The organism is Catenulispora sp. MAP12-49 (assembly GCF_041262705.1).
Lineage (GTDB): Bacteria > Actinomycetota > Actinomycetes > Streptomycetales > Catenulisporaceae > Catenulispora.
Map to the genome: position 1 here is coordinate 614,260 of NZ_JBGCCP010000001.1, position 20,034 is coordinate 634,293.

The window sequence follows — 20,034 nt, forward strand, 5'->3', positions numbered from 1 at the left end:
CATGACGAACCCGAACCTGATCCCCGAGGCGGCTGCGGTCAGCAGTGTGCTGGCCGGCTTCCGCTTCGCCATGGGTGAGCGCAGTGCCGTGATCGCCAACCCGGGTACCGCCCCGGAGGTGGTGGCGCGGCTGGCCGAGGCCAACCGGATCGAGGCCGGACACGCCGCCGTCGCCGAGGCGCTCATCGACGCGCTGAACGCCGACCCCGGCCGCCCGTACATCCAGCACGTCCTCATCGGCGGGCTGATGAGCCAGGGCAAGACCGCCTCGCCGCGGCTGCTGGCGCAGCTGGCGGCGCTGCACGACGCCACCTTCGACATCGCCGCCGTCGACGGGGTCGACGCGGCCGGGTTGGTGCACGACCACCAGGCGCCGGGCTGCCCGGCGTGCCTGCTGAACGGCGCCGGCGACCTGGCCGCGCTGGACGGCATCGAGGCACCGGGGGTGGCCGAATGACCCGCGTGTGGCCCGTCGACGCCCTGGACGGCCGGGACATCCTGGCCGAGTGGATGCTGACGCATCCGGCCGGCGGGAACATGATGATCCGGCTGTGGGACGGCAACCAGAACGTCTGCATCTACCTGGCCGACCAGCTGCCCCTGCCCACCGAGGCGGACAGCAGCACCGACTACCTCCATGGCTTCCGCCAGGTCGTGGATGAGATCCTGCCCGGCTACACCGCCGCGGGCTGGATGCTCTCTGAGTCCTACCTCGCCGATGACATCGACGCCGTCGACGCCGAGTTCTCGCCGGTGTCCTGCCCGAGCTGTGCCTTCGGGTATCCGTGGTGGAACGGCGCCGAGGAGTCCTGCCGGATCTGCGACACGGCGATCGACCTGGATTGGCTGCCGTATGACGCGGGCCTGAACGGGCTGATCGAGGCTGGCGAGTACGACTCGGCACGGAACCTGCTGCGGGACCTGTCGCACACGCTCGCCACCGGCGAGCAGCTGCTGACCGGACTGCCCGAGGGCGAGCAGCGCACCAAAATCGCGGCCCTGATGGGCCCGGCCCGTGCCGCGCACCGCGGCGCGACGGCCCGGCTGCGGGCGGCGCTGGCGCTGCCGGACGTGGCCGCTGCGACCGAGGCGGCGCTGCCGGCAGTGCTGGCCGTCGCCGCCCACGGCAAGGACGTGGCCGGATGGCTCGCCGGTGTGCTCGCCCGCGTTGCCGCACAGCTGGGCTCGGTGGAGGCGGTGACCGCGAACCGGCCCGGCTCGTGGGAGGCCGACCTGGTCCACCGGCTCGTGGCCGGCACCGTCGGCTGGGACGACGAGCACCTGGACGACTACCTGCCCGTGACCACGCCTAGCGCCGGTGGCCAGGACGACGACGAGGCTGAAGGCCTGCCGGCGCCGTTGGCCACATTCCCCACTGCCGGCGGGGCTGCGGTGAACGTCGCGGTGTACCCGCTGCTGCCGAACACCTTCTCCACGATCTGCACCGCGTGCGGACCGCGGGGCCTGCACAGCTACCTGCCCGAGCTCAAAGACGCCGGATGGCAGACCGCCGTCGACGACGCGTCGTGGCACGCCAAGGCCTGCACGAAGGAGGCGGACCAGTGAACCTGACCGCTGCGGCCGTGATGGCCGTGTCCTACGTGGCGCTGATCGCCGCCCACGAGGTCGCCGACTACTGGCTTCAGACCCCGTGCCAGGCGATGACCAAGGGCGGGCCCGGCTGGGCCGGACGGGCCGCGTGCGCGCGGCACGTGGCGACCCTGACCGCGACCAAGGTGGCCGCACTGCTGGCCGCGTTCGTCGTGACCGGGCTGCCGGTCCGCCCGGCGTGGTGGGCCCTGGCCTTGGGCATCGACGCCGCTTCGCACTACTGGGCTGACCGGCGCAGCACGCTGCGCCGTCTGGCCGCGCTGTGCGGGCCGGGCAAGGCCGCTTTCTACGACCTGGGCGCCCCGCGCCCCGGCCACGACGACAACGTGCCGGCGACGACCGGCGCGGCGCTGCTGGACCAGGCCTGGCACAAGGGCTGGCTGTTCATCACCGTTCTGATTCTGGCCGGGGGTGCCCTGTGAAGATCGAGCTGTTCGACACCACCGAGCAGGTGGAGGCCGTCGCCGACGTGCTGTTCGAGGCCTTCGACGTGACCTCGGAATACACCTCCTACATCAACCGCGGGGCGGTGCGGACCGCCCGCAAGCAGCTGGAGATTCAGCTGCGCCGCGACTACTGCGTCTCAACGGTGCCGGCCGGGCTGCGGCCCTGGACCGTTCCGCACCCCGACTACGCGCCGACGGACATCACCCCGGCCGAGTTGCGCCCGGAGAACCTGGCCGTCGCGGTCGCCGAGGGCTGGGCCGAGTCGTTCGCGACCCCGTCCGAGATCGGAAACTGGGGCTCGCGCGTCAAGACGGCGCTGGTGCCGTTCACCTTCGACGCGTTCGGGTGGCCGCTGAACCCGACGGGTCGCACCGGCCGCACCGGCCGGAACCTCGGCAAGTGGGGTGAGAACGCCGCGGCCGACCCGATCGTGGTCGCCGGCGACGGCGCGGAGCGTCGGGTGCTGCTGATCCGGCGTGCCGACATCGGGGTGTGGGCGATCCCCGGCGGGATGGTCGACCCGGGCGAGACCGCGCCGCGGGCCCTGGTCCGGGAACTGCGTGAGGAAACCGGCGTCGACCTGACCCAGGAGACCCCGCAGGTGTTGGGCTCGGGCTACGTGGAGGACTGGCGCAACTCCGATTACGCCTGGGTGTGCACCACCGCCGCGCTGTTCCACCTGCCCACCGTTATCCCCGCCAAGGCCGGCGACGACGCCGCCGACGCGGCCTGGTTCGGCTTCACCGACCTGGACGGCCTGACCGCCGAGGTGGCCGAGGCTGGCGGGCGGCTGTACGAGGCGCACGTCCCGATGCTGTCGATGGCGCTGCGGGCCATGCGTCGGCCCGGAACGGGCGGTGCGTGATGGACATCAGACTGATGGACACCCCCGACCAGGTGGAGGCCTTCGCCACGGTGATGCGTCGCGCCTTCGACGTGGTGGAGGAGTCGGCGAGCTACGCCAACCGCGGCGGCTCGGCGAAGGTCCGCAAATACCTGGACCTGCGGCTGCGCGACGACGCCCCGAACGCGTCCGGCATCGCGCCGGAGTCGGTCACCGCCATCAAGGCGCTGCTGACCGAGGTCGAGACCACGTTGGACGACGACCACGCCGACCGCACCTACGCCCTGGAATCGGTCAAGCGTCAGCTCACCGCGCTCCTGGACGTCCTCGACGGGGCGGGGGTGGAGCAGTGAGCATCCAGACCCGCGCCTACGACGACGAGTCGGGCCGCCCGGTGGTGGTGCTGGTCGCCAGCGGCTCGCACGCTGTCGCCCGGCTGGTGGCGGCGCTGCGCACCGGCAGCACCGGGCAGCAGATCCTCGCCGGTCGCCTGGTCGACCAGGTGAAGCAGCACAACGGCGGCCGGGAGGCGCTGCGGCTGCTGGCCGCGCACGGCGGCCCGGACCTGCTGGCAGAGGAGGCCGAAGCGGCCTGGCACACCGTGCGCCGCTTCACCGACAGGCACCCCATCGACAACTGCGACGCACTGTTCTTCGAGGTCACCCACCCCACGCAGTGCCACGTGCTGCCGCCCTGGGCGGTGTGCTGGTTCGACCACGACAACCGCGCCGACCAGTGGCCGGCCGGTGAGGGCACCTGGCGGATCCGGCCGATCCAGGAGGAGATCGGCGGCGACGAGGACGGCCCGCATCTGGCCGAGTTCCTCCAGATCCAGGCCTTCAACGCCGGGGCCGGCGCCTGGCACGACGTGCACAACGACGACCCGGGGAGGTCGGCATGAGCAGCCTGCTTCAGCTGGCGTTCCCGACCGCCGCCGCTGGCGCCCTGGCCGTGTTGAACCTGGCGCAGCGCCGCCAGGTCGTGGCCGGCCGCCGTGACCCGGTGACCGGCTTGGCTACCCGCGCGGAGTGGATGCGGCACGCGGCCAAGGCGGTGCGCCGCCCGGCCGGGTTGTGGCTGTTGGCCGTCGACGGCGACGGTTTTAAGGCGGTCAACGACACCCACGGCCACGACGCCGGCGATGTGGTTCTGGCCGCGCTCGCGCTGCGTCTGGCTGCCTGGGTCGGGCCGCGCGGCACGGTGGGGCGGCTGGGTGGCGATGAGTTCATGGCCACCTGGCGTCCGCGCCGCGGCGACGGGCCGTTGACGGTGCGCATGGCCGAGCTGCTGGCTGACCTGTCCGAGCCGGTGCGGTTCGGCACGGCGTGGATCCCGGCCGCCGCCTCGGTGGGCGTCATCGAGGTGGCCGTGCTGCCGGCACCGTCCCTGCCGCAGGCGATGAAGGGCGCGGACCTGGCGCTGTATGCGGCCAAGGCGGCCGGGCGCGGTACCTGGCGCCTGGCCGAGCCCCCCGCCGGCGGCTACACGATCCAGCCTGCCCCGCTGCGCCGGACCCGCAGCGTCGGCCCGGCCGGGCAGACCGGCGGTGCCTGATGTCCGCGACCTTCCCGCGGAGTCGGACCCCGCTGCACAACCTCGGATTCTCGACCCGAAAGGGCTCCTGACATGAGCAAGCCCAACACCTACAGCTGGCACTACCCCCAAGACCTGGACCGCATCGGCGACCAGGCCGGCATGAGCAGCCCGTCGTGGGCCAAGCGGGCCGCGCACTGGACGCGGATGTGGCTGCGGCACCCGATCGCCATGGTCTTCTTCCCCGTCGTCGTGGTGCCGCTGACCAAGGACACCGCCGTCAGCGCGCTGCATGTCTACGGCAACTACGAGATGCGCGCGTACAGCGGTGTCGAGCTGCCCGGCATCAGCATCGAGGGCGACGCCGCCGGTCTGCGGCGCCTGGCCGCGGTGCTGCTCGACCGCGCCGACCGCACCGCAGCGGTGCAGGTGCTGCTGGACGCCGGAACGTGGCCGAGCCAGGCCGACCGGGCCGGCTTCCCGCCCGAGCTCGGCGTGGACGGCGCCGGCGTCCTTGGTGCCACGCAGATCGGTGCGTTGATGACCACGGTTTCTCCGGAGCCGCCGGCGCTGCTGCACGACCAGACTTCTTCGACCCGGAAGGGCTCTGATATGCCCGAGAACACCAACCCCATCGTCGACCGCACGCAGCACCTGGCGGTGCGGAACCTGCTGGCCGATTATGACCAGGGCGACGCCGCCGAGCAGCTGCCCGCCGGCACCTACCGCTGGTCCGTCCAGCTGACCTGGCCCGCCCGGCCGGTGGACCTGCGCAGCTGGGGCCGGACCGGGCCCAAGCTCGGCGATCCGCTCATCACGACCTTCCCCGGCGAGCTGACGCTGGACGGCCCGGTGTCCCGCGCCGTGGTGCTGGACCAGCTGTGGCGCGGGCTGCGCTCCGCCGCCGCCACCGAGCCGATCCCGGCCGATGCCACCGTCACCGCGTTCAATCTCCGCTCCGGGGGTGGGCAGTGAACACCTCCACACTGGCCCACCAGCTCTCGGCCCTGCCGGGCTGGGCCCTGGTCGGCGGCGCCGTCGCGCTGGTCGTGGCGCTGTACGCGCTGGTGCGCACCGTCGGCAGGCTGCGCCGGGTGGATTTGGCCGACCTGATCACGGCGGTGATCGCTTTGGGCGCCACCACGTATGCGGCCACCGGCACCTGGAAGTACCTGTCGGACGCGATGCACTACGGCCTGGATCTGAAGATTCCGATGGTCGCCGTCCTGGAGGGAGCGCAGGTCGCCGAGGCCCTGCGAGCCCGCAAGAACATCAAGGAGCACGGCGCGGCCGGTGTCGATGGCGTCGGACTGTGGGTGCTGACCGGGATCTCAGCGGCGTTGTCCACCTCGGTCGCCGGCAACTTCCGCGAGGCCCTGGGCCGCGCCATCATCCCGGCGGTTGGTGCGTGGCTGTGGGAGCGGGCTCTTGCCCCGCAGCGCCGTGCCGCTCGCCAACGCCGTGTTCAGGGTCCGATCCGCTGGCGGATCACCCCGGAGCGGGTGTTCGTGTGGCTGCGCCTGGCCGACGCGATCGACACCGACGTGTGGACGGCGGACTCCGCGCGGCGGGTGGCCGGCTACCTGAAAGCCACCGATCGGGAGAAGCGGCCGAAGTGGCTGGCTGTGCTGACGCTCGCCGGGCCGCGGGCCTACCGGGGCCGGATGCGGCTGATCGGGGATGCGCTGCGGCACGGTGACCCGACCGGCGTGCACGAGAAGCTGTCCCGCGCGGCGTTCGCCGACGCCTTGACTCGCCTGGGAATCACCGAGTCCAACGGCTTGCCTGAATCGCCCGCGATTGAGTCACCGGCCGAGTCGCGTGGTGATTCACCGGTGCTGTCCGGCGGTGAATCACTGCCCTTGAAAGTGATTCAGCCCGGCAACATCCTCACCCCCGGAGACCCGGTGTTTGCGCAGGTGGTTGCGAATCTCCCCCCTGCGGTGAACGGCACCGCGAAGTCCCGCCGCACCGCCCCGGCATCGGCCCCGGCACGCCGTCAGGCCTCGGTGACCGCGCGAATCAAAACCGACCATGAATCAGTCGCCCAGACCTGGCTTGACTCAGTCGCCGCCGGAAAGCCGCTGTCGACTCGCCGTCTGGCCAAGGCCACCGGCGTGAGTCAGGCCACTGCGTTCCGCGTGGTGAGCGAGCTGCGCGAGAACACCGAGCCGGGCACGAGCGGAGAGCAGGAGGCCCAGTCATGACCGAGTACAGCGAGGAAGAGTTCTTCGAGCCTCAGGGCGCGCAGGTCTACACGTTCCCGCAGCGTGGCGAGGCCGGCGATGACGGCCTGGGCGTGCCCGGCTTCGTCAACGCCTCCGGCGGCGACCAGGAGCCGGGGCAGGCCGGGCCGAGCCTGGCCGAGGCCGCCGTGTCCGACCACGCCATCGAGGGTGTGGTGGTCAACCGCGGCGCCGGGCCGTCGCGGGCGCAGCGGCGGATCCGCAAGCGCCGCTTCTGGGCCAAGGTCCGCGCGGCGGCCGGCCACCCGGCCACCGCCGCCACCGGTCTTCACCTGCGCTACATCGGTTCCGGTGCGCGGATTGCGGCGGTGCGTACGTGGGAGTCGAAGACGTCCACGCTGCATGACCGGATGATGAAGGCCGCGCATGAGGCCGGCGACTATGAGTCGGCGCTGACCTGGGAGGAGCGGGGCCGTCTGGCCCGGTACGAGCGGCACGAGCGGCGCATGGCGCTGCTGGCGGCGCCGGTGGAGATCGCCCGGGGCGTGCTGGCCACGGTGGCCGGGACGGCGTTTCTGCTGTTGGTCGCCGGTATCGCGCTGTGGGCGAACACGGACGACTTCGCGCAGGTGGCGACGCCGTTCAAAATCGCCGCCGACATCGTGCAGTTCCTGGTCACGGTCGTGGAGGTCGGATGGCGCCCGGCCGCCTGGTCCGCGCCGTTCGTGGTGCTGGCCACGTTCTGGGCGATGGGCCGCGCCGGCGAGTCCGAGCTGGCCTGGGACGCCCCGGCCGAGCTGGGCAACGGCGAGGACCGGGACATGGTGCCGGACGAGTCGGCGATCCTGGCTGCGCTGGCCGCACTCGGGATCCCGGCGCTGAACAAGCACTTCAAGAACGGGTGGAAGCCGCGGTGGATCGAGCCGGCACACCTGGCCGGCGAGGGCTGGTCCTGCCAGCTGCTGCTGCCGCCTGAGGTGCCGCTGTTCAAAATCGTGGAGAAGAAGGTCACCCTGGCCCACAACCTGCTGCGCGCCCCGGTGGAGGTGTGGCCGACCCAACCGCGGGACAAGCCCGGCGTGATGGACCTGTGGGTGGCCCATCAGGGCTCGTTGTCTGGGCCGGTGCCGCCGTGGCCGCTGCTGACCGAGGGCACCGCCGACTACTTCAAGGGCGTGCCGATCGGCATCACCCAGCGCGGTGACATCGTGTTCGGGCAGCTCATGGGCAAGAACTACATGATCGGCGGGATCATGGGGACCGGGAAGTCCTCGCTGACCCGCAACCTGCTGCTCGGCGCGATGTTGGATGTGCTGACCGTCATCGACGTCTACGCCATGGCCTTCAACGCCGACTACGACGCGATGCGGCCTCGGCTTCGCACCCTGGTCAAGGGCGATGACGACGAGCAGATCGAGGCCGCGCTGAAGGGTCTGCGCGAGCTGCGCAGCGACGTGTCGGCCCGCGGGAAGCTGCTGGAGCAGTACGGCGAGATCAAGCTGACTCGCGACCTGGCGGCCAAGGACGCTCGGCTGCGTCCGCGGATCGTCGTGTTCGACGAGTGCCACGAGCTGTTCGAGCACAAGAAGTACGGCAAAGAGGCCGCTGAGCTGGCGGTGAAGGTGATGAAGAAGGCCCGCAAGACTGGCATCACGCTGATGTGGATCACGGTGTCCCCGGCTAAGGACTCGATCCCGAAGGACGTGACCCGCACCACCAGCCACCGCGCGGCCTTCGCGGTCCAGGACTACATCGCCAACGACGGCATCCTCGGGACCGGCAAGTACAAGGCCGGCATCACTGCCACCGAGCTGGACCCGAACGAGGACATCGGCACCGCGGTCACGATCGGGTTCACCCGCAACCGGTTCGAGCTGGTGCGGATGAACTACGTGGAAAAGGAAGGCGCCACCGACGAGATCACGCCGGTGGTGACTCGGGCGATGGCGCTGCTGAACGCCTCTGGCGTGGAGCAGCCCGAGACCGCGGCCGAGCCGGACCCGGACCTGTTGGCCGAGGTCGCCGACATCCTCGGCGACGCCGACCGGATGCTGTGCTCGGCCGTCATCGCCGCCTTGGCCGCGCGCTACCCGATGGTGTGGAAGGACCTCACCCCGGCCGGGTTCAAGGAGGCGATGGACGCCGCCGGCGCACCCACCTACAAGACCTCCGGCCGGATGCACGTCTCGGCCGAGGCCGTCGCCGCCGCGCTGGCCGACCGCGACGACGACGAGCCCGACGAGGAGCCCGATGACGGGTTCGACGATGAGGACGACGAGGACGTCGACTAGCCGAAAAGCGGTTTCCCGCCAACCGAGAGATCGGGGAGGCGCCGGGGAAGCGGGGAGTTCTCCCCAACCGGCCCGCCGGACGCCTCCCCCGATCCGACCAGCGCAAGGGATCACAGGGAGCCCGGGGAACCGCCCAGGTGAGCGGCCTCTCAACCACTGAAAACAGCCCTGTTCGATCCCCCACGCGTCTTCCCTCCCCGCTGTTGTGCCCGCCAGATCACGCCACCCCCATGCCCGATGAAGGAGCGCCCCGAGATGGCTCAGCGCAAGACCGTGCGGCTCGGCGGCAAGCAGCTGCGCGTCGCCACCAAGCTCGCGCCGGCGACCAACACCGCGCGCGGCTACTGCCCCACCTGCTCCGGACTGGGCACCCACGGCAAGACCAAGGCTGGCAAAGCCCGCCCGTGCCGCCGCTGCAACGGCACCGGCCGCGCCGCCACTCCCGCTAAGCCCGCCACGAAGCCGCCGGCGAAGAAGCCGGCCGAGGGCGCGCCGAAGCCGGGCCCGGCCCGCACCTCCGGGCAGACCGTGGCCGCTAGGCGCCCGGCCGCCTCCGGTACCGGTGCGCGCACCGCCTACGGTGCCGCCGCCAACCGGCGTAGCGCCGACCGCAAGACGAAGAAGACCGCGAAGAAGACGTCGACGGTGCTGCGGCTGTTCGGGATCGGCGGCAAGCGCCTGCCGGTCAACCGCGCGGTGCGCGGCTGGGCCCGCGGCGCCTTCGGCACCCGCACCACCACCACCACGGCGCAGGCCCGGGCCCGCAACAACCGCAGCTTCGGCCAGACGATCGCGATCGGCGGCAACCCCGGCGCGTCCTGGTGGCGCTGCCCGCGCTGCGCAGCGTCGGAGACCGGCCTGCGCGACGCCGACACCGCTGTGGGCCGTGCCGCCGCCCACTGGGCCGGCACCCACCCCGGCGCCCCGTTCCGCCTGGACCCGCAGGGCCCGAACACCACCGACTCCCGGAAGGGCTGAACCTCATGACCGAGCTGACCACAGCGCAGCCCCTCTCGGGCACCATCCACACCGCCGACGGCACCGCCCCGGCCGCGCCGGACACGGCCCGCCGGCACCTGCCGGTGTCGCCGACCTCGGCCGCCCTCGCGCTGGCATCCCCGGCCGTCACCACGACGATGCTGACCCTGGCCCGGCACTGGTCGGACCACGGCGCCCGGCACAGCAACGGCGACATGGTCAGCATCGGCGTGGGGATGATCCTCGGCGCGGCCATCACCGCCTGGGCCGCGGCGACGAAGGACGCGGTGCTGGTCGGCACGGCCGGATCCCTGACGGCCGCCGCGCTGGGAATTGGCATGATGGCCTACCCGGCCGGCATGTCCGAGCCGCTGATCGTCACCGCCGTGGCCACGGTCACCGGCTGGGTGTTCACCCGCCGCCAGTGGCTCGCCCGCGGGATCCGCCGCCAGGCCGCCGCCGAGCGGCAGGCCGAGCGCGACCATGAGGCGAATGTCGTTGGCATGCAGTGCCAAACCGCGATTGAGGTCACCGCGCTGCGTGAGCAGGGCGCGACCAACCGGGAGAAGCTGCGGCAGCTCGGCAAGACCAAGCGGGCCGAGCTGCGCCTGGACGCCGCCGAATACGACGCGCTGAGGACCGAACGCGACACCCGGCGCCGGCACTTCATGACAGTCAGCCCCACCGCCGCCGATGCGATGCAGCAACCCCGCCCGGCCGCCGCGGACGCCCTCAGCTCGACAGCGCGCGACGCCCTGGACGCCACGCCTCGGCTTCAGATCGAGCCCGCCGCAGCCGCCGTCGACGACTTCGCCGACCTGGCCGAGGCCCTCGGCGTGCTGCGCATGACGGCATGACCGCCGCCTGAGATCTCCGGCCACCAAACCGGTGACCGGCCGCACCACGACCCGAAGGAGAACCACGACATGACCATCACTGACCACAGCGACGTCGACGCCGGCGCGCAGGAGAAGGCGACCGCATTGCGACTGCTGGTGTTGGAGGCGTTCGGGCCGGACGAGCGGCTGCCCGTCCCCGAGCTGCTCACCCGCATCGCCGCCGTCAACCCCGGTTTCGGCACCGACGCCGCCGCGGTGAAGTCCGCGCTGGCCTCGATCGGCTTGAAGCCGTTCAACGGCACCGACTTCAAGCGGTACTACCAGCGCTCGGCCGTCGTCGGCCCGGTCGCCGGCGGCCCGCAGCTGCTGGCCACGCTGGGCACGATGGCGCGCGCCGCCCGCGAGGCGAAGGCCGGCGCCGAAGCCCGGCTGCACGCGCGGCGCCTGGCCGAGCAGCAGCGCATCGCCAGCGACCGCGCCGCGCAGGCCGCCGCCTGGTGGTGCACCCGTTTCGCCGTAGGCGGTGTGGAGCCGCCCATGCTGACCTGGGTCGGATATCCGCTGTCGGACAGTCGTGCCCATTGGGACCAGCACGAGCCCGACGACATCCACGCCCTGGCCTTCCTCGGCGACGGCATGTTCCTGGCCCACCGCTCCCACGCCCTCGGCGGCGTCGACCGCCAGGACACCAAGCACACCGCGTTCGTCATCGCCGGCTGCGGCAGCTGCGGGCGCAGCCACGAACACGGCGTCGACGGCATCACTGCCCTCGGCGACGTCCTGGACCTGGTCGCCGACGGCACCTGCCCCCAGCTCGCCGACAAGCACGTCGAGTTCTGACCCCGCCCGGTGCGCGGCGCCTGAATCCGCCAGGAAACGCGACCACAGACCGGCTCTCAACCCCAAACCCGCAAAGAGGAAAGGGCTTCACCATGATTCACATCCTCGGCAACACCCGCGCCGTCGAAATCCCCACCGACTCGGGCCTGGGCGACGCCATCGCCACTCTGGTGCGCTTCATCGACGTCCACAACACGATGTCGCACCCGGCGTCGTACTCGCTGAACTACGACAACTCCAACCGGAGCTGGACGCTGAAGGCGCAGGACTGCTCCGCCGTCGGCGATGAGGCTGACCGGATCGACACCATCCGCGCCTGGACCACCGTCCTGGACGGCGGCGTGACCCGGCTGAGCGAGCCGCAAGAGCACCAGGGCTCGACCCGGCGGCAGCTGTCCGCCCACGGCACCCTCGCCGGCCACACCCAGGTCGAGATCTGGACCCACATCGCCGAAACCCACAACTCCTGATCCGCCCGGTGCGCGGCGCCTGAATCCGCCAAGACACACCGCCGCGCACCGGCATCCCGATCCATCGATCAACCCTTCAGGAAGGGACACCACCCATCATGACCGAACTGCTCGTGACCATCGACGACGCCTCCGACCGCTCACGCGCCTCCGACGGCATCTCCCGGTACGGCGCCTACCTGCGCAACAGCGCCGAAGAGTTCCGCAGCTGCTGGGACGGCGCGGTGGCCGACCCGATCCAGTTCGCCGCCGCGGCGTGGCGCAACGCCACCGGTCCGATCATGGGCCCCGGCTACGCCGAGATCCGCGCCGACATCAACGGCATCCGCATCACCGCCGGCGAGTCCGGCGAAGGCGACTACGCCATCGAGGTCACCATCCCCCTAGAGCACCGCGCGCTGAAGTCGATGTTCCCGGCCCACCTGGGCCTGCCCGCCCTCGGCGACTGGTACCGCGAGGGCTCGCCGTTCAGCGACCACAAGGGATTCTGGGACCCCAAGTACACCCGGGCCGCGCTGCTCACCACCACCCGGCTGCTGATCCCGCTCACCGACACAATGCTGCCGACACCCGACCCGGACACCCCGGCCGACGTCGTGTCGCTCGCCAACGCCAAGGCCTCGGTGCGGGCCGTCGCCGACATCGTCAACCGGCAGGCCAGCCCGGTCGTCGAGGCACTGCGGAGCGCCCGGTGAACGCCCCGACAGTGTACGAGGGCTGGTGGGAAGTACCCGACGGGCTGCTGCTGGCCTCCCAGCTCGCCGCAATGGACCTGCCGCGCATCCCCGGCGGCGAGGCCGCCGGGATCGTGCACGCCGAGAACTGGCACGCGCACGGCCGCGACGACGCCTTCCGGCTGTACCGGCTCGCCGAATCCCTGCCGTCGACCGCCAGCGCGGCGCAGCTGGAGGCCGCCGACGCCAAGCGCACCCGGAACCGCGTGTACCGCTGCGAGGAATGCGGCGCGTTCAGCGAACAAGCCCTGCCCTACTACCCGCTCGACGACCAGCTGCTCAAGAACATCACGCCCCGGTACCTGTGTCGGTGCTGTCGGCACATCACCCGGCTGACCGGCTACCAGGCCCACTACGGCGCGCGCCGCGCCGCCGCGGCGCGGTGGGCGGCGAAGATGGCCGCGTCCGGCGCGGCGCTCGCGGTGCACGCCGCCGAGGTACGTCCCGAGGGCACCACGGCGTCCGGGAAGCGGTATCCGATCACCGGAATCGCCGTGCTCGCCTTCGACATTGCGGACGGCCGCAAAGTCTTCGACGCCATGGTGCTGCGACGCCCGGTCAAGACCGGCGCGAAGGTGAAGGGTCAGCTGGACCCTGAGCCCGGCGCGGCCAAGCTGCGCGCCGCGATCGACGGCAGGACCCTGATCGGCTGGCTGGCTGAGGACATGGAGCCGCTGCGCCCGATCCTGGCCCCAAACAGTGGCCGTCACATCGCCCTGGGCCAGGACGCGCAGACCCGCGTCACCGACTGGCGCGGGGACCTGGACGTGCGCAGCGGCCGACTCCGTGGCGCCACCAGCCCGGGGCGGCCGGACCGGCTCGCGCTGCTGATCCGCCGCATGGCTGTCGGCGCCGACCGCCCGGGGGAGGACAAGTGAGCATCGAGGCGCAAAGCCCGCTGGCCGAGCTCGGATTCACCACCCAGGCCCCCAAGACGCTCGCCGCCGCCGGTGTCACCACTGTCGAGCAGTTGCTCGCCCAGACCCGCGATGCCATCGCCGCGCTGCGCGGCATGGGCGCCGCCCGCCTGGCGGACATCGACACGGTCATGGCCGCACACCGCCTGGTCTACGGGCAGCCGTTCGAACAGCGCAAGGCGGGCTCCGGATGCAAGACCTGCCGTCGTTGCCCGGAGTGCGGCAACCCGCGCGCCGATGACCGCCGCCACGTCGCCACCGACTGGACCGGCCGCGCCAGCCACATCGGCCACCGGCTCGGGCCCACTTGTGAGGGCTGCCATGCCCATCACCTGACCCTGTTCACCATGGCCGGTGGCGCCTCCGGACGGACTGCGGACGGTGAACCGGCATGAACTCCACCGGAACCGTCTACCTGCTGCACTTCGACCGGCCACTCAAGCACGCCGCCCACTACACCGGCTGGACCGCAGACCTCGAACACCGCCTCGCCGAGCACGCCGCCGGCCGCGGCGCGCGCCTACTGGCCGTCGCCAAAACCGCCGGCATCGGCTGGGTCCTGGCCCGTACCTGGACCGGCGACCGCGGCCGCGAGCGCGCCCTGAAGCGCCAGGGCGGGGCCTCCCGCCGCTGCCCTGTCTGTGGCATACAGCCCCGCCGCTCCTCCTGATCCCCGCCCGGTGCGCGGCGCCTTACCCGTCAAGACACGCCGCGCACCGGCGCCCCTGTTCCAGCACATGAACCGCCGAGAAAGGGACCACCCCCATCATGACCGACACCGCACAGCACGCCGGCGCCGAGCCCTGGCACGGTGACGTCGGTGGTGACCCTGGACCCGAGCAATGGGCCCTGCCCAAAGACGAGGAGGCCGAGCGGGCCGTCCTCGGGGCGATGATGCTCTCCCCGGCCGCCCTGGCTGAAGTGCGGCCGATGCTCACCGGCGCCGACTTCTACCGGCCCGCCCACGAACAGATCTTCAACGCCATCACCGAGCTCGCGGACGCCGGACGGCCCGCCGACCCGCTGGTGGTCGCCCAGGCCCTCGGCGGCGAGCTGCAGCGGATCGGCGGCGCGCCGTACCTGCACACCTGCATGGCTGCGGTGCCGACCACCGGATCAGCCGGGTGGTGGGCGCAGATCGTTCTGGACAAGGCCTACGCCCGCCGCGTCATCGAGGCCGGCACCCGGCTGGTGCAGATCGGCCGCTCGGCAGAGATCGACGACCCGCTGCGCACCCGCGTCCGCACCGAATACGCCGCCCTGGTCGAGACCGAGAAGCGCGGCTGGGACCAACCCGCGCCGTTGGGAGCTGCGGCGGCCAAGCTGCCGGAGTTCCCCGGCCAGGTACTGCCCAAGTGGCTGGCCATGCAGGTCGCCTCGGTGTCGGAGTACACGCAGACGCCGATGGACCTGGCCGGCACTGTCGCGTTGTCGGCGCTGTCGGCCGCCTGCGGCGGGCGGGCAAAGGTCGTGGTGCGCAAAGGCGAATGGACCGAGCCGGTGAACCTGTACACGATCAGTGCGCTGCCGCCGGGAACCCGCAAGACCGCTGTGTTCAACGCGATGATCCGGCCGCTGAAGAAGGCCGAGAAGGACCTGGTCGCCTCCGCCCGGCCCCGCAACGCCGAGCAGCGCGCGATGCGGCAGATCGCTGAGGAGCGCGCCGCGCGCACCGCCACCGCCGCGGCCAAAGCCAGCCTGGCCGACCGCGCCGGCGCCGAGGCCGACGCCCGCGAGGCCGCCCGCGAGCTGGCCGAGACGCCGGAGCCGCACGATCCGCAGCTGATGACCGACGACGTGTCGCCGGCGAACCTGGCCACGCTGCTGGCACAGAACGGCGGCCGGTTCGCGATCCTGTCCGACGAGTCAGAGATCTTCGACATCATGGCCGGACGGCACACCTCCGGCGCCCCGGCCATGAACGTGTTCCTCAAAGGCCACGCCGGATCCGAGCTGAAGGTCAACCGCACCACCCGCACCTCCGACATGGTCGACGAGCCCGCGCTGACCATCGGCGTGTGCACCCAGCCGGTCGCCCTGTCGGCGCTGGCCGCGATCCCCGGCGCGGCTGGCCGCGGCCTGTTGGCCCGGTGGCTGTTCACCATTCCCGAGGTCGCGATCGGGTACCGCAACACCAAGCCGGCCCCGGCCGACCCCGCCATCGGCGCCGAGTACGACGCCACCATGACCTCGCTGATCCTCACCATGTTTCAGCGCACCACCGCAGCCGAACTCGTCCTGGACGCCGAGGCCGAGAAACTCCTCGATGCCGCGGGTAAGGACTACGAGGAGAGGATGCGCGACGGCGAGGCGCTGTCCGGCATCCGTGAGTGGTCCGGCAAAGCTGTCGGCGCCGGCGCTCGCATCGCCGGTCTGCTGCACCTGGCCGAGCACCTGCGCGACGGCTGGGGCAAGCCGATCAACCGCGCCACTATCGAGGCTGCGCTGGCCATCATGGACTACTACACCGCCCATGCCCTGGCCGCGTTCGACGTCATGAGCACCGACGAAACGATCGTGCGAGCCCGCGCCGTCCTGGACTGGATCCAGCGCACCGGCGCCGACAGGTTCACCGCCCGGGATCCCTTCAGCTCCATGTCCCGGAGCCGCTTTCCGAAGATCACGGACATGGACGCGGCGTTGGCAGTCCTGGAACGCCACGGCTACATCCGCCGGCTTCCCGACGCCCCCGCCGCCGGGCGCGGACGGCCCACGGCGCCCACCTACGAAGCCCACCCCGACATCGGAACCTGACCCCTTACATCCGTCACACACCGTGACGGATGAGGGACTGCGGAGCCTGAGAAAGCGGAGCCGAACCCCCGCCGCAGCGCCGCAGAATCCGCAGAAACATTTCTGCGGATTCTGCGGCGGCGCGGCGGCCAATCAGCCCCCGAAAAACCCCCGCCCACACCCCGAAATGTAAGGGGTGCCAACCGAAGGAGCAGGATCACATGAACACCAGGTACGTCCCCCGGGTCGGCACGGCACAGCGCGGCGGTACCCGCCAGTGGTGCTGCGACGGCTTGTTCGTCTACCGATACGAGCCCGATGACGTGACCGCGGCCTGCGTCACAGACGCCCCCGGATCCTCGGAAAAGATCGGCCACACCGCACGGCTGCTCGCCGAAGTCGCCGCGCGCATGGCCGCGCGCCGCACCGTCTTCTCTGGGCTGTCCGCCGCCGGCGAGCTGGTCGCCTTCCCGCAGACCGACGACGACGCCAACTCCGACGCGGTCGCGGTCGTGGCCGTGATGTGGGACGCCGGGACTTCGATCGGGTGGGTCGGCGATGCCCGAGGCTGGTCCTGGGACAGGCAGACGCTGACCCAGGTCACCACCGACCAGACCATGGCTGCCTGGCTCGCAGCGTGCGGCACCGAACACACCGGCATGCAGATCTCGGCCGACCTCATGGACTTCGGTACCGACTTCATGCGCGTCTCGCTGGCCACCGCCTCGGCCGCAACGATCCGGCAGGCCCGGATCGACGCAGGGCTCACCGTCATCCTCACCAGCGACGGCGTACACGACGCCCTCGGACCCGAGCGCATGACTGAGATCGCTCGCGCTCACGGCGACGATCCGCAGGCCTTGGCCGAGGCCTTGGTCGCCGCTCCGGAAGTCGGTGAGAACGGGTACCGCGACGACGCCACCGTCATCGTGCTGGCCCCGCCAACCGCAACCAACAAGGAAGAAGGCTGACCACAATGCCCACCACCAACCACCCGCTGCTGCCCGGCTACACCATGCCCGACACCGTGTTGGAGCAGGCCAGGGCTGCCCTGCGCACTCATGCGCCGGACCTGCCGGAGCTGACGCCGGCCGCGCTGGCCAGCCGACGCGGGATCTGCCTGGTCCCCAACGTCCGCGGCGAGGTCTCCAAACTGGAGATCACCCTCATCAGCACCCCAGGGCGCACCATCAAAATCAACGCCTGGCACGCCCCCGACATCCGCGATCTCGACCGGCGCTGGCCGCACAACCACCGCTGGGCCAGCATGCGCTCCATCGCCCTCCACCACGACAGCAGCGCCGCGTACAGCGCTGAACTGTGGCGATTCGCCGACGACGGCGCCCTGACGATGCAGCCCTACACCCAGCTGCCCGGCGGCGACCACACCATGGCCCACCACGAGTTCCACGAGGTCGTGGCGACCGACGCAGTTCTGTGGACGGTACTTCTCGGCGACGCCTCCGTGCCCGGCAACTGGGGCGTGGCCGACCCCGAAACCGGCCAGTACCACGACAACAGCACCCTGAGCCCGGACCCGAACTTCAGCACGCGCTTCGCCGAGCTGAACCCGCACTGGAAGACGGCCGGCAGCAACTCTCTGCTGGCCTGAGCAACCCAAACGACCCGGTCACACCAAGGAGAAGTTCATGAACCAGACCCGGATCATGCTCACCGTCGAGCAGGCCGCGGAATCCATCGGCATCGGCCGCACAACGATGTTCGGCCTGCTGAAGCTGGGCGACATCGAGTCCGTCCGCGTTGGCCGACTCCGCCGAGTCCCGGTCGACGCGATCGAGGCGTACAAGGCACGGCTGATGGCCGAGCAGAACCCTAGCCGCTGAGGAGGCAGACCATGATGACGGCGATGGCTGAGGAGCCCAACGAAGACGAAAACGGCACCGCGAACGGGAATGCCGAAGACTCCGCCAGGAGCCAGGGCGACGGGACGCGCGCGCCGAACGGCGAGTCCTCTGTCTACTTCAGCGAGAAGGACGGCTACTGGCACGGCTGGGTGACGGTCGGCATCAAGGACAACGGCCGAGCCGACCGCCGGCACCGCATGGTGAGGGGCGGCAAGACGAAGGCTGAGCAGGCCAAGGCTGAGCGTGAGATCCAGCGGAAGGTCCGTGATCTGGAGAAGGAACGGGACTCTGGCAAGACGCGCCCGGCCGGCCCGGCCTGGACGGTCGGGAAGTGGCTGAACTACTGGATCACACACATCGCGCCGTCAACCACGGGCAAGAACGGCAACGGGCTCGCCGCTTACGAGGTCGCCGTCCGCGTCCACCTGGTGCCTGGGCTCGGAGCCCACCGGCTCGACAAGATTCGGCCCGAGCACTTCGAGAAGTTCTACGCGAAGATGATGGCCTCTGATCGCTCGGCGGCGACAGCACATCAGGTTCACCGAACTGCGCGACGTGCCTTCGCGATCGCGCAGAAGCGCGGGTACATCAGTGAAAACGTCGTGGCCCTTGCCTCCCCGCCGCGCATCGACGAGGTGGAGGTGGAGCCGTACACCGTGGACGAGGTCCGCGCGATCCTCACGGCGGCGAGCGCCGCCAGGAACAGCGCACGGTGGGCCATCGCTCTCGCCCTCGGGTTCAGGCAAGGCGAGGTTCTCGGCATGAAGTGGGCTGACGTCGACCTCGATGTGGGCTCCGTCCGGGTTCGTCGCGGTCGGCTCCGGCCGAAGTACGAACACGGGTGCGGAGGGGACTGCGGCCGGAAGGCCGGCTACTGCAAGCAGAAGGTCCCGGTGCGGGACGAGACCGGCGACACGAAGTCGAAAGCCGGTAAGCGTACGGTCGGACTTCCCGATCCGCTGATCGTCCTCCTGCGCGCCCATCGCGAGGAGCAACAGAAGGAACGGGCCAACGCGGGCAACCTCTGGCATGAGAAGGGGTATGTGTTCACCTCGGAGGTGGGGGAGCCTCTGAACCCGAGCACGGACTACGACCGTTGGAAGGCGCTCCTGAAAACAGCGGGCATCCGGGACGGCCGACTTCATGACGCACGTCACACCGCCGCGACCGCACTGCTGCTCCTCAAGATTCCAGACGCGACTGTGATGAAGCTCATGGGCTGGTCGTCCAGTTCGATGGCCGAGCGTTATCAACACGTCACCGGCGAGATCCGCAAGGACGTTGCTGTGCAGCTCGGCGACCTCATCTGGAAGCCTGACGACAAGGAACCGTCGGACCAGAAGGCTGCGGCTGAGGACCCGAAGACTCCGGCCGAGGATCCGCCGGAAGACCCGAATGCAACTGGAACTGCAACTGAAGATCAGAGCGGTTGACCTGCGCCTGGAGACGAAACAAGCCCCGACCAGTGTTCCCACTGGTCGGGGCTTGTCCTACAAGCGGAGAATGCGAGATTCGAACTCGCGAGGGGTTGCCCCCAACACGCTTTCCAAGCGTGCGCCCTAGGCCACTAGGCGAATCCTCCGCCGAGAAGCATACCCGACTCCGGGGATGGGTCCGCACAGGTATCCGCACTCCTATATGCTTGACCCCGGACTCCCATGCGGCGTCATCACACTCAACTCCCCCAGGGCTTGACGGCAGCAAGGGTCGGTGTGCTCTGGCGGGTGCATGGGAGTTCTTTTTTGT

Annotated in this window: 23 protein-coding genes, 1 tRNA gene and 1 other RNA gene; 24 read left to right on the plus strand and 1 reads right to left on the minus strand. The window is 70.8% G+C overall.

Annotated features, from left to right (window positions below; genetic code table 11):
- The first annotated feature begins 1 nt into the window (after position 1).
- The 23 genes from ABIA35_RS02790 to ABIA35_RS02900 all read left to right on the plus strand — a co-directional run bounded on the left by ABIA35_RS02790 (position 2) and on the right by ABIA35_RS02900 (position 19,721).
- Positions 2–457 carry a hypothetical protein gene (locus tag ABIA35_RS02790; protein WP_370356397.1) on the plus strand — a complete coding sequence of 152 codons (456 nt, stop codon included), beginning with the start codon at positions 2–4 and terminating at the stop codon, positions 455–457.
- The gene (locus ABIA35_RS02795) at positions 454–1,566 is read left to right on the plus strand and encodes a hypothetical protein (RefSeq protein ID WP_370356399.1); all 1,113 of its coding nucleotides are present in this window, start codon (positions 454–456) and stop codon (positions 1,564–1,566) included. Before ABIA35_RS02790 ends, ABIA35_RS02795 begins: the two co-directional genes overlap by 4 nt.
- Positions 1,563–2,033 (plus strand): transcriptional regulator, encoded by a 471-nt coding sequence (locus ABIA35_RS02800; protein ID WP_370356401.1) that lies wholly within the window; start codon positions 1,563–1,565, stop codon positions 2,031–2,033. The genes ABIA35_RS02795 and ABIA35_RS02800 overlap by 4 nt, the downstream gene beginning before the upstream one ends.
- Complete coding sequence (locus ABIA35_RS02805) at positions 2,030–2,923, plus strand: NUDIX domain-containing protein (RefSeq protein WP_370356403.1); 894 nt, start codon at positions 2,030–2,032, stop codon at positions 2,921–2,923. The genes ABIA35_RS02800 and ABIA35_RS02805 overlap by 4 nt, the downstream gene beginning before the upstream one ends.
- Complete coding sequence (locus tag ABIA35_RS02810) at positions 2,923–3,255, plus strand: hypothetical protein (RefSeq protein WP_370356405.1); 333 nt, start codon at positions 2,923–2,925, stop codon at positions 3,253–3,255. Before ABIA35_RS02805 ends, ABIA35_RS02810 begins: the two co-directional genes overlap by 1 nt.
- Positions 3,252–3,803, plus strand: coding sequence for a hypothetical protein (locus tag ABIA35_RS02815; protein ID WP_370356407.1), 552 nt, complete (start codon positions 3,252–3,254; stop codon positions 3,801–3,803). Before ABIA35_RS02810 ends, ABIA35_RS02815 begins: the two co-directional genes overlap by 4 nt.
- Positions 3,800–4,456, plus strand: coding sequence for a GGDEF domain-containing protein (locus tag ABIA35_RS02820; protein ID WP_370356409.1), 657 nt, complete (start codon positions 3,800–3,802; stop codon positions 4,454–4,456). The genes ABIA35_RS02815 and ABIA35_RS02820 overlap by 4 nt, the downstream gene beginning before the upstream one ends.
- A 72-nt stretch (positions 4,457–4,528) precedes the next feature.
- Positions 4,529–5,410, plus strand: a complete 882-nt coding sequence (locus ABIA35_RS02825; protein ID WP_370356411.1) for a hypothetical protein — start codon at positions 4,529–4,531, stop codon at positions 5,408–5,410.
- Positions 5,411–5,484: 74 nt separating this feature from the next.
- The gene (locus ABIA35_RS02830) at positions 5,485–6,642 is read left to right on the plus strand and encodes a hypothetical protein (RefSeq protein WP_370356412.1); all 1,158 of its coding nucleotides are present in this window, start codon (positions 5,485–5,487) and stop codon (positions 6,640–6,642) included.
- On the plus strand, positions 6,639–8,912 hold the full coding sequence (locus ABIA35_RS02835) for a cell division protein FtsK (RefSeq protein ID WP_370356414.1): 2,274 nt from the start codon (positions 6,639–6,641) through the stop codon (positions 8,910–8,912). The genes ABIA35_RS02830 and ABIA35_RS02835 overlap by 4 nt, the downstream gene beginning before the upstream one ends.
- 255 nt (positions 8,913–9,167) lie before the next feature.
- Positions 9,168–9,890, plus strand: a complete 723-nt coding sequence (locus ABIA35_RS02840) for a hypothetical protein (RefSeq protein WP_370356416.1) — start codon at positions 9,168–9,170, stop codon at positions 9,888–9,890.
- 5 nt (positions 9,891–9,895) lie between these two features.
- Positions 9,896–10,747 carry a hypothetical protein gene (locus ABIA35_RS02845; RefSeq protein WP_370356418.1) on the plus strand — a complete coding sequence of 284 codons (852 nt, stop codon included), beginning with the start codon at positions 9,896–9,898 and terminating at the stop codon, positions 10,745–10,747.
- Between the two features lie 69 nt (positions 10,748–10,816).
- Entirely contained in the window at positions 10,817–11,569 is a 753-nt protein-coding gene (locus ABIA35_RS02850) for a hypothetical protein (protein WP_370356420.1), read from the plus strand.
- A 92-nt stretch (positions 11,570–11,661) separates the two neighbouring features.
- Positions 11,662–12,039 carry a hypothetical protein gene (locus tag ABIA35_RS02855; RefSeq protein ID WP_370356421.1) on the plus strand — a complete coding sequence of 126 codons (378 nt, stop codon included), beginning with the start codon at positions 11,662–11,664 and terminating at the stop codon, positions 12,037–12,039.
- Positions 12,040–12,137: 98 nt separating this feature from the next.
- The gene (locus ABIA35_RS02860) at positions 12,138–12,734 is read left to right on the plus strand and encodes a hypothetical protein (RefSeq protein ID WP_370356423.1); all 597 of its coding nucleotides are present in this window, start codon (positions 12,138–12,140) and stop codon (positions 12,732–12,734) included.
- A complete protein-coding gene (locus tag ABIA35_RS02865) occupies positions 12,731–13,651 on the plus strand; it encodes a hypothetical protein (protein ID WP_370356425.1) in 921 nt (306 codons plus the stop codon). The genes ABIA35_RS02860 and ABIA35_RS02865 overlap by 4 nt, the downstream gene beginning before the upstream one ends.
- Positions 13,648–14,085 (plus strand): helix-hairpin-helix domain-containing protein, encoded by a 438-nt coding sequence (locus tag ABIA35_RS02870; protein ID WP_370356427.1) that lies wholly within the window; start codon positions 13,648–13,650, stop codon positions 14,083–14,085. Before ABIA35_RS02865 ends, ABIA35_RS02870 begins: the two co-directional genes overlap by 4 nt.
- Positions 14,082–14,360 (plus strand): endonuclease, encoded by a 279-nt coding sequence (locus ABIA35_RS02875; protein ID WP_370356429.1) that lies wholly within the window; start codon positions 14,082–14,084, stop codon positions 14,358–14,360. Before ABIA35_RS02870 ends, ABIA35_RS02875 begins: the two co-directional genes overlap by 4 nt.
- Before the next feature lie 98 nt (positions 14,361–14,458).
- Positions 14,459–16,444, plus strand: coding sequence for a DUF3987 domain-containing protein (locus ABIA35_RS02880; protein ID WP_370356431.1), 1,986 nt, complete (start codon positions 14,459–14,461; stop codon positions 16,442–16,444).
- A 200-nt stretch (positions 16,445–16,644) separates the two neighbouring features.
- Complete coding sequence (locus tag ABIA35_RS02885) at positions 16,645–17,394, plus strand: hypothetical protein (protein ID WP_370356432.1); 750 nt, start codon at positions 16,645–16,647, stop codon at positions 17,392–17,394.
- Positions 17,395–17,399: 5 nt separating this feature from the next.
- A complete protein-coding gene (locus tag ABIA35_RS02890; RefSeq protein ID WP_370356434.1) occupies positions 17,400–18,035 on the plus strand; it encodes a hypothetical protein in 636 nt (211 codons plus the stop codon).
- A 37-nt stretch (positions 18,036–18,072) separates the two neighbouring features.
- On the plus strand, positions 18,073–18,267 hold the full coding sequence (locus ABIA35_RS02895; RefSeq protein WP_370356436.1) for an excisionase family DNA-binding protein: 195 nt from the start codon (positions 18,073–18,075) through the stop codon (positions 18,265–18,267).
- An 11-nt stretch (positions 18,268–18,278) separates the two neighbouring features.
- A complete protein-coding gene (locus ABIA35_RS02900) occupies positions 18,279–19,721 on the plus strand; it encodes a tyrosine-type recombinase/integrase (RefSeq protein WP_370356438.1) in 1,443 nt (480 codons plus the stop codon).
- Positions 19,722–19,785: 64 nt separating this feature from the next.
- Here the strand turns inward: ABIA35_RS02900 and ABIA35_RS02905 are convergent.
- Positions 19,786–19,870: transfer RNA gene (locus tag ABIA35_RS02905), tRNA-Ser, on the minus strand.
- Positions 19,871–19,935: 65 nt separating this feature from the next.
- Here ABIA35_RS02905 and ffs point away from each other — a divergent pair.
- An RNA gene (gene ffs / locus ABIA35_RS02910) (signal recognition particle sRNA small type) lies at positions 19,936–20,032 on the plus strand.
- The last annotated feature ends 2 nt before the right edge of the window (positions 20,033–20,034 follow it).

Coding starts and splice junctions, on each gene's coding strand:
- ABIA35_RS02880 (WP_370356431.1), top strand. CDS start 14,459: ATGACCGACACCGCACAGCACGCCGGCGCCGAGCCCTGGCACGGTGAC.
- ABIA35_RS02895 (WP_370356436.1), top strand. CDS start 18,073: ATGAACCAGACCCGGATCATGCTCACCGTCGAGCAGGCCGCGGAATCC.
- ABIA35_RS02825 (WP_370356411.1), top strand. CDS start 4,529: ATGAGCAAGCCCAACACCTACAGCTGGCACTACCCCCAAGACCTGGAC.
- ABIA35_RS02810 (WP_370356405.1), top strand. CDS start 2,923: ATGGACATCAGACTGATGGACACCCCCGACCAGGTGGAGGCCTTCGCC.
- ABIA35_RS02900 (WP_370356438.1), top strand. CDS start 18,279: ATGATGACGGCGATGGCTGAGGAGCCCAACGAAGACGAAAACGGCACC.
- ABIA35_RS02885 (WP_370356432.1), top strand. CDS start 16,645: ATGAACACCAGGTACGTCCCCCGGGTCGGCACGGCACAGCGCGGCGGT.
- ABIA35_RS02795 (WP_370356399.1), top strand. CDS start 454: ATGACCCGCGTGTGGCCCGTCGACGCCCTGGACGGCCGGGACATCCTG.
- ABIA35_RS02820 (WP_370356409.1), top strand. CDS start 3,800: ATGAGCAGCCTGCTTCAGCTGGCGTTCCCGACCGCCGCCGCTGGCGCC.
- ABIA35_RS02850 (WP_370356420.1), top strand. CDS start 10,817: ATGACCATCACTGACCACAGCGACGTCGACGCCGGCGCGCAGGAGAAG.
- ABIA35_RS02790 (WP_370356397.1), top strand. CDS start 2: ATGACGAACCCGAACCTGATCCCCGAGGCGGCTGCGGTCAGCAGTGTG.
- ABIA35_RS02860 (WP_370356423.1), top strand. CDS start 12,138: ATGACCGAACTGCTCGTGACCATCGACGACGCCTCCGACCGCTCACGC.
- ABIA35_RS02845 (WP_370356418.1), top strand. CDS start 9,896: ATGACCGAGCTGACCACAGCGCAGCCCCTCTCGGGCACCATCCACACC.
- ABIA35_RS02855 (WP_370356421.1), top strand. CDS start 11,662: ATGATTCACATCCTCGGCAACACCCGCGCCGTCGAAATCCCCACCGAC.
- ABIA35_RS02835 (WP_370356414.1), top strand. CDS start 6,639: ATGACCGAGTACAGCGAGGAAGAGTTCTTCGAGCCTCAGGGCGCGCAG.
- ABIA35_RS02875 (WP_370356429.1), top strand. CDS start 14,082: ATGAACTCCACCGGAACCGTCTACCTGCTGCACTTCGACCGGCCACTC.
- ABIA35_RS02890 (WP_370356434.1), top strand. CDS start 17,400: ATGCCCACCACCAACCACCCGCTGCTGCCCGGCTACACCATGCCCGAC.
- ABIA35_RS02840 (WP_370356416.1), top strand. CDS start 9,168: ATGGCTCAGCGCAAGACCGTGCGGCTCGGCGGCAAGCAGCTGCGCGTC.